Origin of the sequence: Rhodococcus sp. TAF43 (assembly GCF_052113525.1) — a bacterium.
Lineage (GTDB): Bacteria > Actinomycetota > Actinomycetes > Mycobacteriales > Mycobacteriaceae > Prescottella.
Genome location: NZ_JBFRDL010000003.1, coordinates 1 through 20,292, shown reverse-complemented (window position 1 = coordinate 20,292; position 20,292 = coordinate 1). Strand labels below are relative to the sequence as shown.

At 69.1% G+C, this 20,292-nt stretch carries 23 protein-coding genes; 12 read left to right on the top strand and 11 right to left on the bottom strand.

Features of this window, described 5'->3' with window-relative positions:
• Positions 1-78: 78 nt before the first annotated feature.
• Genes AB4Z09_RS02595 through mnhG form a run of 6 tightly spaced genes read left to right on the top strand, consistent with a single transcriptional unit; the run spans position 79 to position 6,238 of the window.
• Complete coding sequence (locus AB4Z09_RS02595) at positions 79-2,916, top strand: Na+/H+ antiporter subunit A (RefSeq protein WP_442239128.1); 2,838 nt, start codon at positions 79-81, stop codon at positions 2,914-2,916.
• Complete coding sequence (locus AB4Z09_RS02590; protein WP_114718605.1) at positions 2,913-3,479, top strand: Na(+)/H(+) antiporter subunit C; 567 nt, start codon at positions 2,913-2,915, stop codon at positions 3,477-3,479. Before AB4Z09_RS02595 ends, AB4Z09_RS02590 begins: the two co-directional genes overlap by 4 nt.
• Positions 3,476-5,077: a Na+/H+ antiporter subunit D gene (locus tag AB4Z09_RS02585; protein ID WP_174912807.1), complete on the top strand. Its 1,602-nt coding sequence runs from the start codon at positions 3,476-3,478 to the stop codon at positions 5,075-5,077. Before AB4Z09_RS02590 ends, AB4Z09_RS02585 begins: the two co-directional genes overlap by 4 nt.
• Complete coding sequence (locus tag AB4Z09_RS02580) at positions 5,074-5,646, top strand: Na+/H+ antiporter subunit E (protein ID WP_114718603.1); 573 nt, start codon at positions 5,074-5,076, stop codon at positions 5,644-5,646. Before AB4Z09_RS02585 ends, AB4Z09_RS02580 begins: the two co-directional genes overlap by 4 nt.
• Positions 5,643-5,903 carry a monovalent cation/H+ antiporter complex subunit F gene (locus AB4Z09_RS02575; protein ID WP_114718602.1) on the top strand — a complete coding sequence of 87 codons (261 nt, stop codon included), beginning with the start codon at positions 5,643-5,645 and terminating at the stop codon, positions 5,901-5,903. Before AB4Z09_RS02580 ends, AB4Z09_RS02575 begins: the two co-directional genes overlap by 4 nt.
• Positions 5,900-6,238, top strand: a complete 339-nt coding sequence (gene mnhG, locus AB4Z09_RS02570; RefSeq protein ID WP_114718601.1) for a monovalent cation/H(+) antiporter subunit G — start codon at positions 5,900-5,902, stop codon at positions 6,236-6,238. Before AB4Z09_RS02575 ends, mnhG begins: the two co-directional genes overlap by 4 nt.
• 16 nt (positions 6,239-6,254) lie before the next feature.
• Here mnhG and AB4Z09_RS02565 read toward each other — a convergent pair whose 3' ends face one another.
• The 5 genes from AB4Z09_RS02565 to AB4Z09_RS02545 all read right to left on the bottom strand — a co-directional run bounded on the left by AB4Z09_RS02565 (position 6,255) and on the right by AB4Z09_RS02545 (position 10,585).
• Positions 6,255-7,586: a DUF5933 domain-containing protein gene (locus tag AB4Z09_RS02565; RefSeq protein ID WP_442239127.1), complete on the bottom strand. Its 1,332-nt coding sequence runs from the start codon at positions 7,584-7,586 to the stop codon at positions 6,255-6,257.
• 24 nt (positions 7,587-7,610) lie between these two features.
• The gene (locus AB4Z09_RS02560) at positions 7,611-8,729 is read right to left on the bottom strand and encodes a glutamate--cysteine ligase (protein WP_442239126.1); all 1,119 of its coding nucleotides are present in this window, start codon (positions 8,727-8,729) and stop codon (positions 7,611-7,613) included.
• A 99-nt stretch (positions 8,730-8,828) separates the two neighbouring features.
• The gene (gene sodC / locus AB4Z09_RS02555) at positions 8,829-9,539 is read right to left on the bottom strand and encodes a superoxide dismutase[Cu-Zn] (RefSeq protein ID WP_442239125.1); all 711 of its coding nucleotides are present in this window, start codon (positions 9,537-9,539) and stop codon (positions 8,829-8,831) included.
• 62 nt (positions 9,540-9,601) lie between these two features.
• On the bottom strand, positions 9,602-10,186 hold the full coding sequence (locus tag AB4Z09_RS02550) for a LytR C-terminal domain-containing protein (RefSeq protein ID WP_174912815.1): 585 nt from the start codon (positions 10,184-10,186) through the stop codon (positions 9,602-9,604).
• Positions 10,187-10,258: 72 nt separating this feature from the next.
• Positions 10,259-10,585, bottom strand: coding sequence for a DUF3263 domain-containing protein (locus tag AB4Z09_RS02545; RefSeq protein WP_442239124.1), 327 nt, complete (start codon positions 10,583-10,585; stop codon positions 10,259-10,261).
• 223 nt (positions 10,586-10,808) lie between these two features.
• Between AB4Z09_RS02545 and AB4Z09_RS02540 the strand changes: the two genes are divergently transcribed.
• From AB4Z09_RS02540 to AB4Z09_RS02530, 3 genes are read left to right on the top strand one after another with little or no spacing between them, the layout of a single operon-like run.
• Positions 10,809-11,414 (top strand): peptide deformylase, encoded by a 606-nt coding sequence (locus tag AB4Z09_RS02540; RefSeq protein WP_174912821.1) that lies wholly within the window; start codon positions 10,809-10,811, stop codon positions 11,412-11,414.
• Positions 11,401-11,661 (top strand): putative acetyltransferase, encoded by a 261-nt coding sequence (locus tag AB4Z09_RS02535; protein WP_114718594.1) that lies wholly within the window; start codon positions 11,401-11,403, stop codon positions 11,659-11,661. The genes AB4Z09_RS02540 and AB4Z09_RS02535 overlap by 14 nt, the downstream gene beginning before the upstream one ends.
• Positions 11,662-11,675: 14 nt before the next feature.
• Positions 11,676-12,476 (top strand): exodeoxyribonuclease III, encoded by an 801-nt coding sequence (locus tag AB4Z09_RS02530; protein WP_174912827.1) that lies wholly within the window; start codon positions 11,676-11,678, stop codon positions 12,474-12,476.
• On the opposite strand, the gene AB4Z09_RS02525 is transcribed toward AB4Z09_RS02530, so the two are convergent.
• A complete protein-coding gene (locus AB4Z09_RS02525; protein WP_114718592.1) occupies positions 12,477-12,830 on the bottom strand; it encodes a GNAT family N-acetyltransferase in 354 nt (117 codons plus the stop codon).
• Positions 12,831-12,921: 91 nt separating this feature from the next.
• Entirely contained in the window at positions 12,922-13,281 is a 360-nt protein-coding gene (locus AB4Z09_RS02520; protein WP_114718591.1) for a GNAT family N-acetyltransferase, read from the bottom strand.
• A 190-nt stretch (positions 13,282-13,471) separates the two neighbouring features.
• On the opposite strand from AB4Z09_RS02520, the gene AB4Z09_RS02515 reads away from it, so the two are divergent.
• The 3 genes from AB4Z09_RS02515 (at position 13,472) to thiD (ending at position 16,693) form a co-directional block, all read left to right on the top strand.
• Positions 13,472-14,428 (top strand): alpha/beta hydrolase, encoded by a 957-nt coding sequence (locus tag AB4Z09_RS02515; protein ID WP_442239123.1) that lies wholly within the window; start codon positions 13,472-13,474, stop codon positions 14,426-14,428.
• 47 nt (positions 14,429-14,475) lie between these two features.
• A complete protein-coding gene (pip, locus tag AB4Z09_RS02510; protein WP_174912833.1) occupies positions 14,476-15,459 on the top strand; it encodes a prolyl aminopeptidase in 984 nt (327 codons plus the stop codon).
• A 382-nt stretch (positions 15,460-15,841) separates the two neighbouring features.
• Positions 15,842-16,693, top strand: a complete 852-nt coding sequence (gene thiD, locus AB4Z09_RS02505) for a bifunctional hydroxymethylpyrimidine kinase/phosphomethylpyrimidine kinase (protein WP_442239122.1) — start codon at positions 15,842-15,844, stop codon at positions 16,691-16,693.
• On the opposite strand, the gene AB4Z09_RS02500 is transcribed toward thiD, so the two are convergent.
• From AB4Z09_RS02500 to AB4Z09_RS02485, 4 genes are all read right to left on the bottom strand, one after another.
• Positions 16,694-16,879, bottom strand: a complete 186-nt coding sequence (locus AB4Z09_RS02500; protein WP_114718949.1) for a hypothetical protein — start codon at positions 16,877-16,879, stop codon at positions 16,694-16,696.
• Positions 16,880-16,953: 74 nt separating this feature from the next.
• Positions 16,954-17,823, bottom strand: coding sequence for an adenylate/guanylate cyclase domain-containing protein (locus AB4Z09_RS02495; RefSeq protein ID WP_442239121.1), 870 nt, complete (start codon positions 17,821-17,823; stop codon positions 16,954-16,956).
• Positions 17,824-17,887: 64 nt separating this feature from the next.
• On the bottom strand, positions 17,888-19,345 hold the full coding sequence (locus AB4Z09_RS02490; protein WP_442239120.1) for a M20/M25/M40 family metallo-hydrolase: 1,458 nt from the start codon (positions 19,343-19,345) through the stop codon (positions 17,888-17,890).
• Positions 19,346-19,443: 98 nt separating this feature from the next.
• On the bottom strand, positions 19,444-20,196 hold the full coding sequence (locus tag AB4Z09_RS02485; RefSeq protein WP_442239119.1) for an ABC transporter permease: 753 nt from the start codon (positions 20,194-20,196) through the stop codon (positions 19,444-19,446).
• Between the last annotated feature and the right edge of the window lie 96 nt (positions 20,197-20,292).

The following is a 20,292-nucleotide window of genomic DNA, read 5'->3' as shown; positions in this document are numbered from 1 at the left end:
AGCTAAGCGAACGGTCTACCCGACTCTCGGTTCTACCGATTCGTCACCCCGCCGCCCGACAACCCGACGGAGTGCCATTTGCTAGTCGTATTGATCGCCCACGCGATAGCCGCCGTTCTGGCTCCGCTCGTCGTGCGATCAATAGGACGCAACGCGTTCTTCCCGCTCGCGCTGGTACCGCTCGCGAGCCTCGGCTGGGTCATCGCGAACTGGGGCACCGAGCAGTCCCTGCACATCCAGTGGGCGCCCGGCCTGTCCATGGACATCGACATGCGGTTCGATTCGCTGGCCGCCATCATGTCGGTGCTGGTCCTGGGTGTCGGCGCACTGATCCTGGTCTACTGCGCGCGGTACTTCAAGGACGACGAACCCCGCCTCGGCATCTTCGCCGCGGAGATGGTCGCCTTCGCTGGCGCCATGTTCGGCCTCGTGACCAGCGACAACATGCTGATCCTCTACACGTTCTGGGAACTGACGACGGTCCTGTCGTTCCTGCTCGTCGGCCACTACGCCGAGCGCGCCACCAGTCGCCGCGCGGCGACCCAGGCGCTGCTGGTGACCACGGCGGGCGGACTGGCGATGCTGGTCGGCATCATCATGCTCGGCCAGCAGGTGGGCAGCTACAACCTGTCCGACGTGGTCGCGAACCCGGCGAGCGGCTGGCTTGCGAGCGTCGCGATCGTGCTGGTGCTGATCGGCGCGCTGTCGAAGTCGGCGATCGTGCCGCTGCACTTCTGGCTGCCCGGTGCGATGGCCGCACCCACCCCGGTCAGCGGGTACTTGCACGCGGCCGCGATGGTCAAGGCCGGCATCTACCTGGTGGCCCGCCTGGCCCCCGGCTACGCGGACTCGCCGCCGTGGCGGGTCACGATCATCACGCTCGGGCTGGCGTCGATGCTGCTCGCCGGCTGGCGCGCGCTCCGCTCGTTCGACCTCAAACTCGTGCTCGCGTTCGGCACCGTCAGCCAGCTCGGCTTCCTCATGGTGCTCGTCGGCGTCGGCTCCCGCGACGCCGCGCTGGCCGGCATGACGATGGTCGTCGCGCACGCGATGTTCAAGGCCGCACTGTTCATGGTGGTCGGCATCATCGACCACACCACCGGCACCCGCGACATCCGCAAGCTCGCCCGGCTCGGCCCCAGCGCGCCGTGGCTGGCGACGATCGCGGCGCTGGCGGCGGCGTCGATGGCCGGCCTGCCACCGTTCCTCGGCTTCGTCGGCAAGGAAGCCGCCCTCGAATCGATCCTCGACGCGAGCGTGCTCGAGCCGTGGGCAAGCACCACGATCGTGGTCGCGATGGTGCTCGGCTCGATCCTCACCGTCGCGTACAGCATCCGGTTCGTGTGGGGCGCGTTCGGTCGCAAGCGGCTGCGCAAGCCCAGCGCCGCGGTCGCGAACATGCACGCCCCGGGCGCCCTGTTCCTGGCGCCGCCCGCGCTGCTCGCGGTCGCGGGTCTGGCCGCCGGTCCGCTGTCGCCGCAGCTCGAGAAGCTGCTCACGCCGTACTCGACGACGCTGCCCGCCGGCCCGAACGCCGACTACCACCTCGCGCTGTGGCACGGCTTCAACCTGCCGCTGCTGCTGACGTGTGTCGTGATCGTGGTCGGTGCCCTGCTGTTCGTGGCGCACCGCTGGGCCGTCGCGCGGCTGCGGTTCCAGCATCCGCCGCTCGGCAACGCCGACCGCGTGTACGACGCCACCCTGCGTGGCATGGACACGCTGTCGATGCGTCTGACCGGTTTCACCCAGCGCGGTTCGCTGCCGCTGACGCAGTCGACGATCCTCGCGACGCTGGTGCTGCTGCCGGTGATCCTGCTGGCCCTGCGCACCGATGTGTGGGCGGACATCCGGCTGTGGGAATCGCCGCTGCAGCTCACCGTCGGCCTGATGATGATGGCGGCCGCGCTGGCCGCCACCGTGCTGCGCAACCGCCTGGCCGCGGTGATCCTCGTCGGGCTCAGCGGCTACGGCTGCGGCGTCATCTTCGCGCTGCACGGCGCCCCCGACCTCGCGCTCACCCAGTTCCTCGTCGAGACCCTCACCCTGGTGATCTTCGTGCTGGTGCTGCGCAAGCTGCCCGCCGAGGTGGACGAGCGGCAGGCCATCGGCTTCAAGCTGCCGCGCGCGATCCTCGCGGTGGGCGTCGGCGCCGCGGTCACCACCATCGCCGCGTACGCGATGAACGCCCGGAATTCGGTGCCGATCTACCACCAACTGCCCGACGCCGCGTACCTGCTCGGCAACGGCCGCAACGTGGTCAACGTGCTGCTCGTCGACATCCGCGCGTGGGACACCCTGGGCGAGATCTCGGTGCTGCTGGTCGCGGCAACCGGCGTCGCGAGCCTGGTGTTCCGGCACCGCCGGTTCGGTACCGCACCGCGGGTCGCCGACGCCCCGTCCATCGTGCTCGACGCCGCGTCGGCGAGCACGGAGACGACGTGGCTGCGCGGCGGCGACCTCATCGATCCGCGACACCGTTCGCTGGTGCTCGAGGTGACCACGCGCCTGATCTTCCCGACGATCATGGTGCTGTCGGTGTACTTCTTCTTCTCCGGCCACAACGCCCCCGGCGGCGGGTTCGCGGGCGGTCTGACCGCGGGCCTGGCGCTGGTGCTGCGTTATCTCGCCGGCGGCCGCTACGAACTCGGTGAGACCGTGCCCATCGACGCCGGCAAGATCCTCGGCCTGGGCCTCGCGCTCGCCGCCGGTACCGCGCTGACGTCGCTGTTCCTGGGCGCGCCGCCGCTGTCGTCGGCAGTGTTCGAGGTGACGCTGCCGCTGCTCGGCCACATCAAAATCGTCACCGCACTGTTCTTCGACCTGGGGGTGTACCTGATCGTGGTGGGTCTCGTGCTCGACGTGCTCCGCAGCCTCGGAGCCCGACTCGACGCACAGGTCGAGGTGAACGCCCGATGAGCGCCGACCTCGCCACCCTGATCGTCATCGGCGTGCTGACCGCCGCCGGTGTGTACCTGCTGATCGAACGCAGCATCATGCGGATGCTGCTGGGTCTGCTGCTGGTCGGCAACGCCGTCAACCTGCTGATCCTCACGGTCGGCGGACGCTCCGGCAACCCGCCGATCGTGGGTCGCGAGTCGGTGCACGAGGAGATGGCCGACCCGCTGGCGCAGGCGATGATCCTGACCGCGATCGTCATCACGATGGGCATCGCCGCGTTCGTGCTGGCCCTCGCCTACCGATCGTTCAAGATCAATACCGCGGACCGGGTCGAGGACGACCCCGAGGACACCAAGGTCTCCAAGCGGCGCACCCCGGCCGAGGCGCCGGACCGCGACCGCTCCGACGACCCGATCACCGGCGCGCCCAGCAAGAGCGGCGACGCCTTCGACTCGGAAGGCAACCCGATCCCCGTCGACCAGCTCGAGGATCCCGAGGACTACGAGTCGTTCGAGGACCTTCTCGAAGGGGACGGCGACGCCGAGACCGTGGACGCCGAGACGCCGGGAGGTCGGCGATGACGCTCTCCCCCGCACTCATCGGCACCCTCGCCCCACTGCCGGTCCTCATCCCGATGATCGCCGCGGCGGTCACGCTCATCCTCGGCCGCCGGCCCACCGCGCAGCGCTGGGTCACCCTGGCCGCGCTCACCGCGGTCACCGGCGTCTCGGCGATGCTGCTGTATCTCGCCGACCGGCACGGCACCACCGCGATCCAGGTGGGCGGCTGGGACACCCCGATCGGTATCACGCTGGTCGTGGACCGGTTGTCGGCGCTGATGCTGCTGGTGTCGTCGATCGTGCTGCTCGCCGTCATGATCTATTCGATCGGTCAGGGCATCCGGGACGGGCACGAACACCAGCCGGTGTCGATCTTCCTGCCCACGTACCTGGCGCTGACGGCCGGTGTGTGCAACGCGTTCCTCGCGGGCGACCTGTTCAATCTGTACGTCGGCTTCGAGGTGCTGCTGGCCGCGAGCTTCGTGCTGCTGACGCTCGGTGCCAGCGCCGACCGCGTCCGGGCGGGCGTCTCGTACGTCATGGTGTCGATGGTGTCGTCGCTGATCTTCCTGTGCGGTATCGCGTTCGCGTACGCCGCGACGGGCACCCTCAACCTCGCGCAGATGGCGTTGCGGTTCGACGACATCCCCGCCGGCACCCGGATGGCGATCTTCGGTGTGCTGCTGGTGGCGTTCGGCATCAAGGCGGCGGTGTTTCCGCTGTCGACGTGGCTGCCCGACTCTTACCCCACCGCCCCGGCCCCGGTCACCGCGGTGTTCGCGGGCCTGCTCACCAAGGTCGGTGTGTACGCGATCATCCGCGCGCACACGCTGCTGTTCCCGCAGGGTGAGCTCGACAACGTCCTGATGGTGTGCGGCCTGTTGACGATGATCGTCGGCATCCTCGGCGCCATCGCGCAGAGCGACATCAAACGTCTGCTCTCGTTCACCCTGGTCAGCCACATCGGCTACATGATCTTCGGTGTCGCGCTGTCCACCCAGTCGGGTCTGTCCGGGGCGGTGTACTACGTGGCGCACCACATCATCGTGCAGACCACGCTGTTCCTGGTGGTGGGTCTGATCGAACGACAGGCCGGGTCGTCGTCGCTGCGCCGCCTCGGCGGTCTCGCCGCCGCCAGCCCGGTGCTCGCGATCGTGTTCCTGGTGCCGGCGCTGAACCTCGGCGGCATCCCGCCGTTCTCCGGGTTCATCGGCAAGATCGCGCTGCTGCAGGCCGGTGTCGCGCACCCGAGTGTGCTGTCGTGGCTGCTGGTCGCCGGTGGCACGGTCACCAGCCTCCTGACGCTGTACGTCGTGGGCCGCGTGTGGACCAAGGCGTTCTGGCGGGCCCGCGCCGACGCCCCCGAGGGCGAGCTCGCCGACGTGAGCCCGTCGGCACTGATCGACGAGTCCGAGGAGGACATCGCGTTCGTCGACCGCGAGGACGTGGGCCGGATGCCGGTGTTCATGCTGGTGCCGACGATCGGACTGGTCTGCGTCGGTCTGGCGTTGACGCTCTTCGCCGGCCCGATGATCGGGATCAGTGACCGCGCGGCGCAGGACCTGCAGAATCGGGATGTCTACATCACCGCCGTACTGGGCGAGGGAGGTGACCGATGACCCGCGAACGCGTACTCCGCGTCGGCGTCCTCGCGTGGCTGACGGTGGTGTGGATCCTGCTGTGGGGCACGTTCAGCATCGCGAATGTGCTCGGCGGGCTCGTGGTGGGGCTGCTGATCATGTGGCTGCTGCCGCTTCCCCGGGTGCCCGTCGAGGGCCGGGTGCATCTGCTGTCGATGATCAAGCTGGTCTGGATGATCATCTTCTACGCGGCGCAGTCGAGCGCGCAGGTGGCATGGCTGGCGATCCGGCCGGGGCCGCCGCCGGTGACCGGCGTGCTGCGCTGCAAGCTCGGCATCAAGTCCGACCTGGTGCTGACGCTGTGCGTCGACGTGCTCAACCTGATCCCCGGCACGATGGTGCTCGAGGTGGACCAGGCCCGGCGCGCGGTGTACGTGCACGTCCTCGACGTCGGCACCACCAAGGCCGTCGACCAGTTCTACCGATCGGTGCGGGAGCTCGAGCGGTTGTTCATCGCGTCGTTCGAGCGTGATTCGGAATGGCAGCCGGCTCCGTGGCACCTGCGGGACTACGAGTACCACGAAGAGGGTAGGGAGGATCGAGCATGACAGCCGTGATGATCATCGCCGGAGTGATGCTGGTGGTGGCGGCGTTGCTCACCACCTACCGGCTGCTCGCCGGGCCCGGCAGCCTCGACCGCCTGGTCGCGATGGACACCCTCATCGCCACCGCGATCTGCGGACTGTCGGTGTGGGCGGCCTACAGCGGCGACACCACGATCGTGCCCGCCATCGTCGCGCTCGCCCTGGTCGGCTTCGTCGGCTCGGTGAGTGTGGCCCGATTCCGGGTGAGTGACGACTCGTGAACACCTTCCTCGACGTCCTCGCGGCGATCTGCATCCTCACCGGATCGTTTCTGGCGCTCACCGCCGCGATCGGCATCGTCCGATTCCCCGACACCCTCTCCCGCATGCACGCGGCCACCAAACCGCAGGTCGTCGGCCTGGTGCTGGTGCTCGTCGGCGCGGTGATCCGGCTGCACGGCAACGTCGACATCTGGATGCTCGTGCTCATCGGCCTGTTCACGCTGCTGACGGCCCCGGTGATCGCGCACAGCGTCGGCCGCGTCGCCTACCGCGAACAGCGCGGGCGCGACGGGCTGCTGATCAACCGCGACGAGGATCCGGGGACCTTCCGCTAGCTCGCGTTTTGCGCACTTATCGCGCGGACGGGCCGTCCTCCGACAGCGACAAGTGCGCAAAACGCGGGGAGGAGGGGTCCCGGTAGAACGTGCGCCAGTAGCCGTAGGCGAAGAGCGCGGGGACGCCGAGGAGCAGCGGCGCCGAGACGGCCGGGTACTCCGCGATCTCCACGGCCAGGAATCGGTAGCTGAGCAGCAGGGCGGCGATCAGGACGGCGCCGGACGCGACGAGCCGCAGCCGGAACCAGCCCCAGCCGCGTTCGGGGGCGCGCAGCGCGGATTCGAGGGTGAGGGTCAGGACGGCGCCGGCGATGAGGTCGACGCCGTAGTGGTAGCCGAAGCCAAGGGTCGCGGTGAGGGTGCACAGCAGCCAGAACATGCCGCCCCAGCGCAGCCACCACGGGCCCTGCCGGGAGTGCAGGAAGATGGCGAGCGCCCACGCGGTGTGCAGGCTGGGCATGCAGTTGCGCGGGGTGGCGTCGTCGAACGGCATCGCCGACGGCGTCAGGTCGAACGGGACGACGGACGGCCAGAAATCGCCGACCTGGAAGCCGTTGCCGTCGGCGCCGAAGGCGAAGATCGGTCCGACGACGGGGAACAGGATGTAGAAGACCGGTCCGACGAGTCCGATCAGCAGGAACGTCCGGACCAGGTGGTGTGACGGCCAGCCCTTGCGCAGCTGGTACAGCGCGACGACGATCGCGGCGACGGGCAGTTCGATGTACACCCAGTGCAGGACGCCGTAGCCGACGGAGCCGAGGGCGTCGACCACCTCACCCATCACCCAGGACGGGTTGCCGAGGGCGTGGTCGGCGAGCTGGACGTACTGGTCGAGGACCTGAGGTCCGGCGAGGATGGTGATGTGCAGCCACACGTCGCCGAACTTGGTGGCGACGATCAGCAGTGCGCCGAGGCCGACGCCCATGAGGGCGCTGCGGCGCTGTTCGCCCTGCCACTTCGCACCGGCGTACACGCCGATCGCGGTCAACACGATCACCGCGCCGTTGCCGACGGTGAGGGGCCCGCCGGCGAGGTAGCGGATCGCGGCGATCACGACGTCGAGAGCCACGGCGCTCGACAGCGCCAGCACCCGCTGCCGGTTGGTCAGCCCCACCATCGCGAGGGCGAGCCCGGCCCACGGCACGGACGCCGACTTGGGGGTGCCCGCAAAATCGTTGAAGAGGCTCGTCAGCGGCCCCTCGAAGCCGCGTGACGACGCGAAGATCTGCAGCGCGATCAGAATGGCGAGACCTGCCGCAACGACGCCGCCGAGCAGGAGACTTCGGGTTCGTCCGTCGAGCCGTCTCGGCTCCGTCCGCGCGCCACCGTCCACTAACACGCCGTTCATAGTAAACGGCGGGTGAATTCGCGCTTACGTGTCCAGTTCCTCGACGAGCGAGCGGACCACGGCGCGCAGGTCGCCACCGGTCGCCGCGGCCACCTTGCGCTGCCGCTGGTACGACGCCCCGCGGCGCGGGATGTCGGCGACGCGGGCCAGTTCTTCGGCGCAGCCGAGCCTCACCGCGGTGGCGGTGAGTTGCTCGAGCAGGTCGTCGAGGTCGTCGGTGACGAGCCGTTCACGGTTGTCGGCGCCGAGGATCACTTCGGCGTCGAGGCCGTATCGGGCTGCGCGCCACTTGTTCTCCTGCACGTGCCACGGCGGCATCGACGGCAGCGTCTCCCCCGCCTCGAGACGGGTGTCGAGGTCGACGATGAGGCAGTGGATGAGCGCGACGAGGGCGCTCAGTTCGGTGCGGGAGGAGACGCCGTCGCACACGCGGACCTCGATGGTGCCCCAGCGCGGCGCGGGCCGGATGTCCCAGTGCAGGCCGCCGAGGTTCTCGATGACGCCGGTGGTGAGCTGGTCGTGGACGTAGCCCTCGAACTGCGTCCAGTCGTCGAACTGGAACGGCAGGCCGGCGGTGGGCAGCTGCTGGAACATCAGCGCGCGGTTGCTGGCGTAGCCGGTGTCGACGCCGGTCCACATCGGCGACGACGACGAAAGAGCAAGCAGGTGAGGATATTTCAGCAGCAGCGCGTTGAGAATGGGGAAAACCTTCTCCTTCGTCGAGATCCCGACGTGCACGTGCACACCCCAGATGAGCATCTGCCGGCCCCACCACTGCGTGCGTTCGATCAGCTCGTCGTAGTGGGGGGTGCGGGTGAGCAGCTGCGTGGACCACTGTGCGAACGGATGGGTGCCTGCGCACATCAGGTCGACCCCGAGCGGATCAGCTGCCCGGCGCACCAGCGACATGGTCTCGGACAGGTCGTCCATGGCCTCGCCGACGTTGTCGCAGATGCCGGTCACGAACTCGACGGTGTTGCGCAGCAACTCCTTGGTGACCCGAGGTTTCTCGGCGAGTTCACCGACGCCGTCGAGGACGGCTGCGGCGGTGTTGGACAGATCGCGAGTGGTCCGGTCGACCAGCGCGATTTCCCATTCCACCCCGAGGGTCGGACGCGGCGAACCGGCGAAAGGGACTCCCACATCACCGATCCAACCACAGCGTCCGAGCGCCCGCAGGACGCGAAACGGCGGGGCCGTGATGGCCCCGCCGTTGTCAGTTCTCGCGTCGGTCGGACGTGATCAGCCGCCGATGACGCCGCAGGCGACGCGGCCGCCGGCGTCGCCGGTCGCCAGGGTGGCCTGGTCCGGCACCGGAGCGTTGTCCGGCAGCGTGTAGCGGGTGGGGATGTTGGCGAAGTTGTCGGCGCCCGCGTGGATCATCAGCGCGGTGCCCTTGCCGCCGTTCTTCAGGTCCGCGAGGGTGAAGGCGTTGGTGGTGGTGACGAGGTAGCCCTTGCCGTCCTCGCGGACCTCGAGGGAGGTGAGATCGCCGCTGGCCGGGTGCCCGGTGTGGCCCTCGACCTGGAAGTGGCCGCCGGCGGATAGGAAGTTGCCGGGCTCGCCGCCGGTGGGGGCGACGGAGTTGGGCTCGCACTTGCCGACCGAGTGCACGTGCAGGCCGTGGAAGCCTGGCTCGAGGCCCTGCGCGTCGACGGTGATCTCGACGTAGCCGGCGGTCTCCGCGAGGGYGGCGGTGCCGACCGAGGTGCCCTTCGCGTCCTTGAGCTGCACCGAGACGGTGTCGGACACGGCGGGGCCGGAGGTGTTCTCGGAGCCGCTCTCGGCGTGCGAGCCGCTGGGGGCAGCGGAACCGGTCCACACCGGCGGGGTGGTGCCGGGGACGTCGGTGGGCTCCTCGTTGTTGGAGCACGCGGTCAGCCCCAGAGCGGCGATCGCGACCAACGGGGTCACGACGCGCCAGGACTTGCGACGGGTGGAATGCGAGGCCATCGAACCGCTCCTTCGAGATGGTTGAAATCTGCCGATGATCATAACCAGCGGGTTTTCGCGGGCTAGTTGGAGGTGACGATCACGATCACGCCGGGCGAGGCGCTGGAGATGCCGGCGAAACGCGGTTCCGCGGTGACGCCCAGTTCCGCCGCGATGGCCTGTGCGGCCTGCTTCTCGGCGGCGGTGTCGCCGTAGTAGACGGTGGTGTTCTGGATCAGGCCGTAGCTGTAGTTGCCGGTCTCGGAGACGTTCCAGCCGCTCGACGTGAGTTCGCTCGCGGTCTGGCCGGCGAGACCGGAGACGGTGCTGTTGTTGAACACCCGCACCGGAATCGACTTGTCGACGCGGGCGGACGTGGCCGACGCGGAGGTGGTGGCGGACCCGGACGGCGCGGAACTGGTGGCCGTCGTCGTCGTGGCCTCGGCCGCCGAGGTGGTGGCGGGCGCGGCGGTGGTGGTACGCACGGCGGCGGGGGCCGCGGCGGGCGCAGAGGTCGTGGTGGCCACGGTCTCGGGTGCGGCCTCGTCGGAGTCCGAGCCACCCAGGGAGGCGGCGCCCAGCCCGGCGAAGAGGATCGCGAGGGCGATYAGCACCATCGCGAGGGCTCGCAGCGGGGGGCCTGACGACTCTGGGTTCGGGGTGGTCACTGTTCCGACCTTAATCGGCACGTCGGACTGTTCTCGTAACGAGGTGACGACGACCGGGGGTTGAATGGCGGCTTACGTGGAGATGTCGAAGCCCAGGCGGCGGGCGGCGCGGGCCTTCTGTCGGCTGGCCCGCAGGCGACGCAGGCGCTTGACCAGCATCGGGTCGGCCGCGAGAGCCTCGGGACGATCGACGAGCGCGTTGAGCACCTGGTAGTAGCGAGTGGCCGACATGGAGAAGAGCTCCTTGATGGCCTCTTCCTTGGCACCGGCGTACTTCCACCACTGCCGCTCGAAGGAGAGAATGTCGTGCTCGCGTCGGGTGAGGCCGTCCTCGCCGACGTCGTTGCTCGACGCGCCGTCGCTGCGTTCAGACTGGTTCCGGRCTGCTGCGCCRTCCATCTCACTCCTCGACTGCTGTCTCGCCCGGCCTCGGCGAACCTCGTGCCCCCTGGTGGGCCCGATCGGATCAGGCCGAACGTCGTGTTCGGGCGCTCGGCCGAACGACCCCCCGACCACGAATTACACCGATGTTCTTCCTGGTCATTGAACCACGATCGCGGCGGCGGCGGCCGGGTTCCGCCGGGGCGCGCCGCGATTCGCACGCCCATTATCCTTGGTGACCATGGCAATTCTTCCGATCCGGATCGTCGGCGACCCGGTACTGCACGAGCCGACCAAGCCGGTGACCCAGTCGCCGGCCGAACTCGCCGAACTCATCGGCGACATGTACGACACGATGGACGCCGCCAACGGCGTCGGCCTGGCCGCGAACCAGGTGGGTGTGCCGCTGCGCCTGTTCGTCTACGACTGCCCCGACGTCGACACGACCGGCAAGGCGATCCGCCGCCGCGGCGAGGTGATCAACCCGGTGCTCGAGACGTCGGAGATTCCGGAGACCATGCCGGACGAGGACGACGACGTCGAGGGCTGTCTGTCGGTGCCCGGCGAGCAGTTCCCGACGGGCCGTGCCGACTGGGCGAAGGTCACCGGCACGGACGCCGAGGGCAACGCCATCGAGATCGAGGGCCACGGTTTCTTCGCGCGCATGCTGCAGCACGAGACGGGACACCTGGACGGCTTCCTGTACGTGGACGTGCTGATCGGCCGCAACGCCCGGGCCGCGAAGAAGACGATCAAGCGCGCGGGCTGGGGTGTGCCGGACCTGAGCTGGACGCCGGGCACGGTGGACGACCCGTTCGGTCACGACGAGGACGATGACGAGGACTGACCCTCCTCAGGGTCAGCCGACGCTCGGAGGCCGGGTGGTGGTGCGGTATCGCCTGCCACCCGGTGGCACCCACCCGCTCACCGACGTGATCGGCACCCTCGAGCAGCTCGAGCCGACGGTGGTGGTCCGCACCGCCGACGACCGGGTCGTCGAGGTGGATCGGGGCGATGTGGTGCGCCTGAAGGCCCTCGGCCCCAAGCCGGTGCGCCGGTCCGGGACCGGGTCCGACGACTGTCGGGGCAGCTGACTACCCTCACGGGTGTGCGACTCGCGACGTGGAATGTGAACTCGGTCCGTGCCCGAACCGACCGGATCGTGGACTGGCTGGCCCGCACCGACACCGACGTGTTGGCGATGCAGGAAACCAAGTGCAAGGACGAGCAGTTCCCGTACGAGCGGTTCACCGAGGCCGGCTACGAGGTGGCGCACGTCGGGTTGAGCCAGTGGAACGGCGTCGCGATCGCGTCGCGCATCGGGCTCGAGGACGTGCAGATCGGGTTCGCGGACCAGCCCGGGTTCAACAAGGATCCGGAGGCGGAGGCCGCGCAGGAGGCGCGCGCGATCGGTGCGACGGTGGGCGGGGTGCGGGTGTGGAGCCTGTACGTGCCCAACGGCCGTGAGCTGACGGATCCGCACTACGTCTACAAGCTGGAGTGGCTGGCGAAGCTGCGCGCGGACGCGGAAGGCTGGCTGGCCGGCAACCCGGACGCGCAGATCGCCCTGGTCGGCGACTGGAATGTCGCGCCCACCGACGAGGACGTGTGGGACCCGGCGTTCTTCGAGGGCAAGACGCACACGTCGCAGCCGGAGCGGGACGCGTTCGACGCGTTCGCCGAGGCCGGGTTCGCGGATGTGGTGCGCCCGCACGCGCCCGGTCCGGGCGTCTACACGTACTGGGATTACACGCAGTTGCGGTTCCCGAAGCGTCAGGGCATGCGCATCGACTACGTGCTGGGTTCGGCGGCGTTCGCGGCGCGGGTCACCGGCGCGCACATCGATCGGGACGAGCGCAAGGGCAAGGGCGCGAGCGATCACGCGCCGGTCGTGGTCGACCTGGACTGATCAGGCTGGCCGCTCGTCGAGCAGGTCCAGGTACTCGGTGTGGGTGCCGAGGAACCGCGTGACGTAGGTGCACACCGGGCGGATCCGGGTGCCCTCACTGCGGGCCCGGTCGAGCACGGCCCGCACCAGTACCGCCGCCCAGCCGCGACCGCTTCGATCCTCTCGGACGACGGTGTGCAGCAGGGTGAGCACGTCACCGGACGGCCCGGCACTGTCGCGGTGATAGCCGAGGATGCCGACGAGGTCGTCGCGCACCCACAGCTCGTAGCGCTCGTGTGGCGGGCTGTCGACGATGCGGACGGCGTCAGCGACGGCACCCGCAGTTCGTGGGGATTCGGTGTTCACGTTCCCCATGAAACCGGCCGAACCGCCGGCACCGGGTCCGTTTCGGGACGAGTGTGGCGGTTCGATGCAGTTCCTTGACCGCGCCGTGGCCGGAGGTCGATCAGTTGAGGGAGATCGAGTCGAGCGGAACCATGAGGTCCCGATACTCGGGGTTGGCCTCGACGAACCTCTGCACGTACGTGCACACCGGCCGGACCTGCCAGCCGTAGTTCCGCGCCTGGTCGAGCGCGCGCCGGACCATGACGGCGGCGAGGCCGCGGTGACCGAAATCCTCCACGACGACGGTGTGCATGAACGACACGACCGGGGAGACGGCGCGGCGTCCGCCGGCGCGTTTCTTGGCGACCGGCGAGGTGTCGTAGTAGCCGACGATTCCCACCAGATCCCCGTTGAGCCACAGCTCGAAACGGTTCTGGTCGGCATTGTCGGTCACGTCGGCACGGGGCGAATCCGCGAACACGACACCTCCTCGGGACGCTTTCGGTGCAATAATGTGATCCACGCCACTATTAGTACAGCCGGGCCGGCCCACCTGTCAGGCGTTTGACCGAAAGTTTTGCGATCGGATTCCCGGCAAATGCCGTTGGCCGCCGGTGCGCCCGGGCAGACAATCGAGGGACACCGCGTTGCACGCCGGAAGGGATGTTCCGATGCCGCTCGAACCGGTCCTCGAACCCGCCGCGCAGGAGTTCGCCGACGCCACCGCCGAACCCCCGTTCCTGTACGAGCTCCCGGTCGAGGAGGGCCGGGCCCAGTTCGACGAGGTGCAGTCCGGCGACATCGCCAAGCCGTCCGTGGAGATCGAGGACCGGGTGGTGGACGGCGGTCCGTCCGGGCAGATCCCGATCCGGATCGTGCGCCCGCGCGCCGCGGCCGGCCCGCTGCCGGTGATCCAGTACAACCACGGGGCCGGGTGGGTGTTCGGCGATGCCGACATCTACGACCGGCTGATCCGCGAGCTGGCCGTGGGATCCAATGCAGCCGTGGTGTTTCCGAGCTTCACCCGCTCGCCGGAGGCGAAGTATCCGACGGCGATCGAGGAGCTCTACGCCACCTCGATCTGGATCGCGGACCACGGCACGGACGCCGACCTGGATCCGACGCGGATCGCGGTGGCCGGCGACAGCGTGGGTGGGAACATGACGATCGCGCTGACGCTGCTGGCCAAGCAGCGCGGCGGCCCGCAGTTCCGCCACCAGGTGCTGTTCTATCCGGTCACCAACGCCGAGTTCGACACCGACTCGTACCGCCAGTTCGCGCACGGCTACTTCCTCACCGTGGAGGCGATGCGCTGGTTCTGGGATCAGTACACCACCGACACGGCGCATCGGGCCGAGATCACGTGCTCGCCGCTGCGGGCCACCACCGAGCAGTTGGCGGGGCTGCCCCCGGCTCTGGTGATCAACGGCGAGGCCGACGTGCTGCGCGACGAGGGCGAGGCGTACGCGAACAAGCTACGCGCCGCGGGCGTCCCGGTGACCGCGGTGCGGTTCCAGGGGATGATCCACGACTTCATGATGCTCAACGCCCTCGCCGACACCCACGCCGCGCGGACCGCACTGCTACTCGCGACCACGGCTCTCGAGCGTGCCCTCTACGGCGCCTGAAAGAACGCGGAGTCCCGAACACGCAGTGGCCCTGTACCTTCAGAGGCATGACGGCCCTGTATCCACGGATCGAACCGTACGTGCACGGCATGCTCGAGGTCGGTGACGGCAACCGGATCTACTGGGAGTGCTGCGGCAATCCGGACGGCATTCCGGCGGTGGTCCTGCACGGCGGCCCCGGTTCGGGATGTGCACCGGGGTGGCGGCGCTTCTTCGATCCGTCGGCCTACCGGATCGTGTTGTTCGACCAGCGAGGTTGCGGCCGCAGTCTTCCGCACGCGAGCGACCCCGCAACGAGTCTGCACGGCAACACGACCCAGCATCTGATCGCCGATATCGAGCGGTTGCGGACCCACCTCGGCATCGACCGCTGGCTGGTGTTCGGCTGGTCGTGGGGTTCGACGCTGGGATTGACGTACGCCCAGAGTCACCCCGGACATGTCCGTGGGATCGTCCTCGGTGCCGTCGCCACCACCTCGCACACGGAGGTCGAATGGGTCACCCGCGGTGTAGGCGTGCACTTTCCGGAGCAGTGGGCGCGCTATCGCGACGGCGTGCCCGCCGAGTGGCGTGACGGCGACCTCGCCGCCGCCTACAGCCGGCTGCTCGAGAGCTCCGATCCGGCCGTGCGCGAGCAGGCGGCACGGGACTGGTGCGCGTGGGAGGATGCCCATGTGCGGGTGCGTCCCGAGCACCGCGCCGATCCGCGCTACGACGACCCGACGTTCCGAATGTGCTTCGCGCGCCTGGTCACCCACTACTGGAGCAATGCGGCTTTCCTCCCCGACGGGCAGATCCTGCGCGACGCGCACCGACTCCACGGCATCCCCGGCGTCCTGGTGCACGGCATGCGCGATATCAGCTGCCCCGCGGACAGCGTCCGCGCGCTGGCCGCAGCGTGGCCCGATGCCGAGTTGCATCTCGTGGACGAGGCCGGCCACTTCTCCGGCGATCCGGGCATGACAGACCTGGCCGTGGCCGGCACGGACCGATTCGCCCGGGCACACACGTATGCCGATCCGCTCCAATAGTTGTACTGCAGTTCATTTTTGAGCCTGACCCGAGCGACCCCAAATCCCCGCCGAAACCATCACCGACTTCGCCGTTCCCGGCGCCACCGGTTGCGGATCGCTCGGCTCGCTGAACTGGGCCGTCAACCTGCGGGCGGGTCTGCCTTCCGCTGGTACGGGCAACTCCCTGTCCACCACGAGCGCCGTCTACAACGTGGCCGGCTGGGAGCTGGTCGAACCCTGATCCACCCGCATCATCTTGATCCACCGCTGACCTCGTCCCGGTGCCGGCATCCCTCCGGCACCGGGACGAGTCACGTCGTGGACGTCCCAGCACTCGAGCTTCACCGCGCCCCTCACACCACCGTCCGTCGCACCCGGTCACATGGGTAGGCTCGAGGCCGTGAACTACCTGCCCCTGACGCCGACCGGCCAGACCCCGATCCGCGCCCTCACCATCGCCGGCACCGACTCCGGCGGCGGCGCGGGCATCCAGGCCGATTCGCGCACCATGGCGATGTGCGGGGTACACGCGTGCGTCGCGGTCGCCGCGGTCACGGTGCAGAACTCGGTGGGCGTCAGCGAATTTCACGAGATCCCGCCCGAGACGGTGGCCGCGCAGGTGCGCTGCGTCGCCCTGGACATCGGCGTCTCCGCCGCCAAGACCGGCATGCTCGCGTCCACCGCGATCATCGAGGCCGTCGCGCAGGTGTGCGCCGAGGTCGGCATCGGCCGCGACGGCTCCATCCCGCTGGTGGTGGACCCGGTGTGCGCGTCCATGCACGGCGATCCGCTGCTGCACGCCGAGGCGCTCGACGCCGTCCGCAACACCCTCATCCCCATCGCGTCGCTCGTGACACCGAATCTCGACGAGGTGCGCCTCATCACCGGCATCGAGGTGGTCGACGACGCCAGCGCCCGCCGCGCCGCCGAGGCCCTGCACGCACTCGGCGCGCAGTGGTCGATGGTCAAGGGCGGGCACCTGCGCTCGTCGACGTCGAGCACCGACCTGCTGTTCGACGGCGACACCTTCCACGAGTTCACCAGCCCGCGGATCGATACCGGCAACGACCACGGTGGCGGCGACACCCTCGCCGCGGCCGTCGCGTGCGCGCTCGCCAACGGCTACGCGATGCCCGACGCGGTCGCATTCGGCAAGGAGTGGGTCACCAAGTGCCTCGAGGCGTCGTACGACCTCGGCGCCGGACACGGTCCGGTCTCGCCGCTGTGGCGACTGGATCCAGAAAACGCCTGATCAGCGCGAATAGTCGCGCAAAGTCATGACGAAACCGACCGCCACCACCGGCACCGCGAGGATGTAGACGGTAATCCGGAACCACGTGGGCCCGTAGTAGCTCACCGCGATCGCCGCCGCTAACGCCGCGATGATCATCAGCACCCCGTAGAAGGGTGTTCGCTGTGGATGCTCGGACTCGGCCACGTCCTCAGTGTGCGCGCCGGGTGACGGGGGCGGCAACCGTTTCCCGAACTCGTCGGAATCGTCCGGCTGCGGCGTCACCACGGTGCGGGCGCAGGTCGCAGTACGAACACCCGCAGGTCCTCCGGCACCCCACGCTGCGGCGCCGCCAGCAGACCGCGGCGGTACCGCTTGGCCACCAGGCCCAGCTCGGCGAGCCGCTCCTCCCCGATCGCGTCGTAGGTGTTGCCGGACATCACGACGTTCCCGTTGCCGCCGAGCTCCATCATCCGGGCTGCGACATTGACGTCCACGCCGAACCAGTCCGCGCCGATGGGCTGCGGCAGCCCGGTGTGCAGGCCGACGCGCATGCGCGGGCGGTAACCGTGGTGGTCCAGCGTCGCGAGCGCCGCGCGGGCCGCGAACACCGCCTCCATCGCCTTGTCCGGATGGTCGAACACCACCATCAGCCCGTCGCCGAGCCGCTTGACCACCCGGCCGCCGCGTTCGATCATCGGCGGCTCCACCGTGGCCGCCACTTCCCGCAGCAGACCCAGGGTGGCGCCGTCACCGGCGCCCAGCGACCAGCTCGAGAACCCCACCAGATCCGTGAAGACGATCGTGACCTCGCCGTTCGCCGGACCGCCCCATGCCTTCTCGAGCATCGCCTGCAGCACCTGGAGTGCCGCCATGCTCACCTCGCGGGACGCACCCGGCCCGGTGTCGATCATGCGGGCCGCCGCCCGGGCCCCGCCCGGACCGGCCGTCGACAGCGGATCACCGAACGCGGGATCCCCGGGAAGCGCCTGCCGGATCCGCCGGACGGCATCGACCAGCTGGGGCTGCCGGTCGGCGTCACGGACCCATTTCGCGACCGAGCCCGTCACCTTGGCATGCCCACTCACGGCGCCGGAATCGGTCTCGACCGGTTCCGGTGTGGCGCCGTCTCCCTGCGGGTCGTCACTCACCCCGGCAAGAATAATCGCGGGCCGGTCATCTCGCAGAACTGCCGCGTGACGCCGCTTTCGGCGCCTACTTCCCGGCATCGGCACGGGCCGCCGTCCGCGCGTCACCGGCCGCCGGCACCCCGTTCGGACCGTCGATCGACTGTGCGTAGTGCCCGACGCCGTACCCCACGGCCTCGGCGTTGAGGGCCAGCGCCCGACGATCGACGTTCGCGAGCGTGTCCTGTGACGTGTGGTAGTTCGGGTCGAACATAGTGTCGGCCTCACCGCCCCACTTCTCGGCCTGAGCTGTGGTCTTGTTCTCGTCGGCGCCGGTGAACAACCCGCCCGCCGGGATTCCGACAGCGATGAACGGCCCGTAGTCGGAGCGGCCGTCGAAGTCGGTGCCGTCCGGCGAGATGCCCAGTTGCAGCAGGATCGCGTCGAACGTGCGCTCGATGCCCGCCGACCCCTCCGGCCCCGGGCCCTCGCCCGCCTTGTCGGAGTTGTCGCCGTCGTACGCGAGGTAGCCGGCATTGTGCGAGCCGACCATGTCGAAGTTCAAGTACATCGCGATGTCGCCGCGTGCGGCGGCGTCGAGACCGTTCACGTACGCCTCCGAGCCGAGCAGTCCGATCTCCTCACCGCCCCAGAACGCGAACCGCACCGCGTTGTCGACGTTCGGCGTCGCGCCGAGCTGCCGCGCCGTCTCGAGCAGCGCCGCGACGCCCGAACCGTTGTCGTTGACACCCGGCCCCTCCCGGACGCTGTCCAGGTGCGCCCCCACCATGACGACGTTGTCGTCGGCGCCGGTCTTCGTCTGCGCAATCACGTTGCGGGACTTGGAGGATTCGACGGTGGCGTCGATCGTCAGCGTCGCGTCGCCGCCCTGACGCAGTGCCGCCCCGTCGGCCTTGCCGATGCCACCGGCGGGGATCCGCGCGGCGTCCTTGTCGCCCAACGTGCCACCGGTCAGCGGGCCGTCCTCGTTGTTGACCACCAGGATCGCCGCCGCACCCCGATCGGCCGCCACCTGCTGCTTCTGCGCGAACGGGCACGAACCGCGATCCACCAGCGCCACCGCGCCCGTGACATCGAGACCGTCGTAGTCGGTGGCCTCACAGCCCGGGGTGTCGTCCGACGGCACCGGCACCAGCCGGGCCTGCAGTCCCCCGGGCGGGGTGGCCGGCGAGTACGTCAGCGCCTTCACCGGCACGTCCCGGCCCGACACCTGCAGTGTCTGCGTGGTCACCTGAAAGATGTCGACGTCGAATTCCGGTGTCTCCACATCGAATCCGGCCTGCTCGAGCTGCCCCACCACGTAGTCGACGCTCGCGCCGTAGCCGGGTGTGCCGGCCGCGCGGTTGCCGCCGTTCTCGGTGGCGATCAGCTCGAGCTGTTCGAGGTCGCCGATCACCGCGTCGGTGTCGATCGCTGCCGCCAGCCCGGGGCCGTCGATCGGAGAGCTCAGGTCGTCGGGATCGCTGCACCCCGACAGCATCAGCACACCGGCCAGGCCCGTCACGAACGCCGCCCTCATTCGCATGCGGCGAAGCGTAACCGCCGCGGCCGCCCCGTGCCGCCGAACGCGACGAAGGTCCCGCACCGGTATCGGTGCGGGACCCTCGTCGTAGGCGGGAACGGTCAGGCGTCGCGCTTGTTCACCAGGAACAGGGCCGCGCCGAACACGATCGCGACGAATGCCGCGAAGTAGAGCAGCGAACCCCACGGACCCCAGTGGAAGTCAACGCTGCCACCGTTTCCGAGGAAGTGGTTCATGTTGTTGAACGGGCCGAACTCGCTGATGTACTTGCCCACCTTGGGAATCAGCGTCGCCATACTCTCGATCACCAGCGGCCACAGCAGTAGCAGCGAGATCGCGCCCGCCGACTGGCGGATCAGCGTTCCAACGCCCACCGCGAGCACCGAGACCAGCGCGAAGTAGATCGGCACCCCGAACAGTTCGCGAGCATTGTCGCCCTCACTGATCGACAAGCTCACGCCGGAGGTGGCCTGCCCTAGATAGAAGGACGCCAGCGCGATGACCATGCCCAGCACTGCCGCGAACCCCGCCAGCAGGAGCGCCTTGCCGGCGATCACCTGCGTCCGGTTCGGGATCGCCTGGAACGTGGTGCGGATGACACCGAACCGGTACTCGGTGGTGACGGCGAGGGCCGCCATGATCATCACCAGCATCGAACCGAACTGGACGGCTCCGACCTGGGTGGCGGAGGCGGTGAACTCGCCGAACGGGTTGTCGCCCGAGTCGGCGGACGACTTGTACCCGACACCGACCAACGCAGCGAAACCGATGCTGGCGGCGACCGCGATCAGCGTGCACCAGATCGGTGACTTCGTGGTCGTCAGCTTGATGCGTTCTGCATTCAACACGCTCATCGGAGCGCACCTCCCATGTTCTGCGCAGCGTCGACGGGCTGTCCGGCGACCTGAGCGTGGTACTGCACGTCGTCACCGGTGAGCTTCATGAACGCG

Bases quoted from the DNA above. Each gene is read 5' to 3' on its own strand.
- AB4Z09_RS02485 (WP_442239119.1), bottom strand. From the start codon at position 20,196: ATGAGCGTGTTGAATGCAGAACGCATCAAGCTGACGACCACGAAGTCA.
- AB4Z09_RS02535 (WP_114718594.1), top strand. From the start codon at position 11,401: ATGACGAGGACTGACCCTCCTCAGGGTCAGCCGACGCTCGGAGGCCGG.
- AB4Z09_RS02490 (WP_442239120.1), bottom strand. From the start codon at position 19,345: ATGCGAATGAGGGCGGCGTTCGTGACGGGCCTGGCCGGTGTGCTGATG.
- AB4Z09_RS02590 (WP_114718605.1), top strand. From the start codon at position 2,913: ATGAGCGCCGACCTCGCCACCCTGATCGTCATCGGCGTGCTGACCGCC.
- AB4Z09_RS02525 (WP_114718592.1), bottom strand. From the start codon at position 12,830: ATGGGGAACGTGAACACCGAATCCCCACGAACTGCGGGTGCCGTCGCT.
- AB4Z09_RS02580 (WP_114718603.1), top strand. From the start codon at position 5,074: ATGACCCGCGAACGCGTACTCCGCGTCGGCGTCCTCGCGTGGCTGACG.
- AB4Z09_RS02515 (WP_442239123.1), top strand. From the start codon at position 13,472: ATGCCGCTCGAACCGGTCCTCGAACCCGCCGCGCAGGAGTTCGCCGAC.
- AB4Z09_RS02575 (WP_114718602.1), top strand. From the start codon at position 5,643: ATGACAGCCGTGATGATCATCGCCGGAGTGATGCTGGTGGTGGCGGCG.
- AB4Z09_RS02540 (WP_174912821.1), top strand. From the start codon at position 10,809: ATGGCAATTCTTCCGATCCGGATCGTCGGCGACCCGGTACTGCACGAG.
- AB4Z09_RS02565 (WP_442239127.1), bottom strand. From the start codon at position 7,586: ATGAACGGCGTGTTAGTGGACGGTGGCGCGCGGACGGAGCCGAGACGG.
- pip (WP_174912833.1), top strand. From the start codon at position 14,476: ATGACGGCCCTGTATCCACGGATCGAACCGTACGTGCACGGCATGCTC.
- AB4Z09_RS02585 (WP_174912807.1), top strand. From the start codon at position 3,476: ATGACGCTCTCCCCCGCACTCATCGGCACCCTCGCCCCACTGCCGGTC.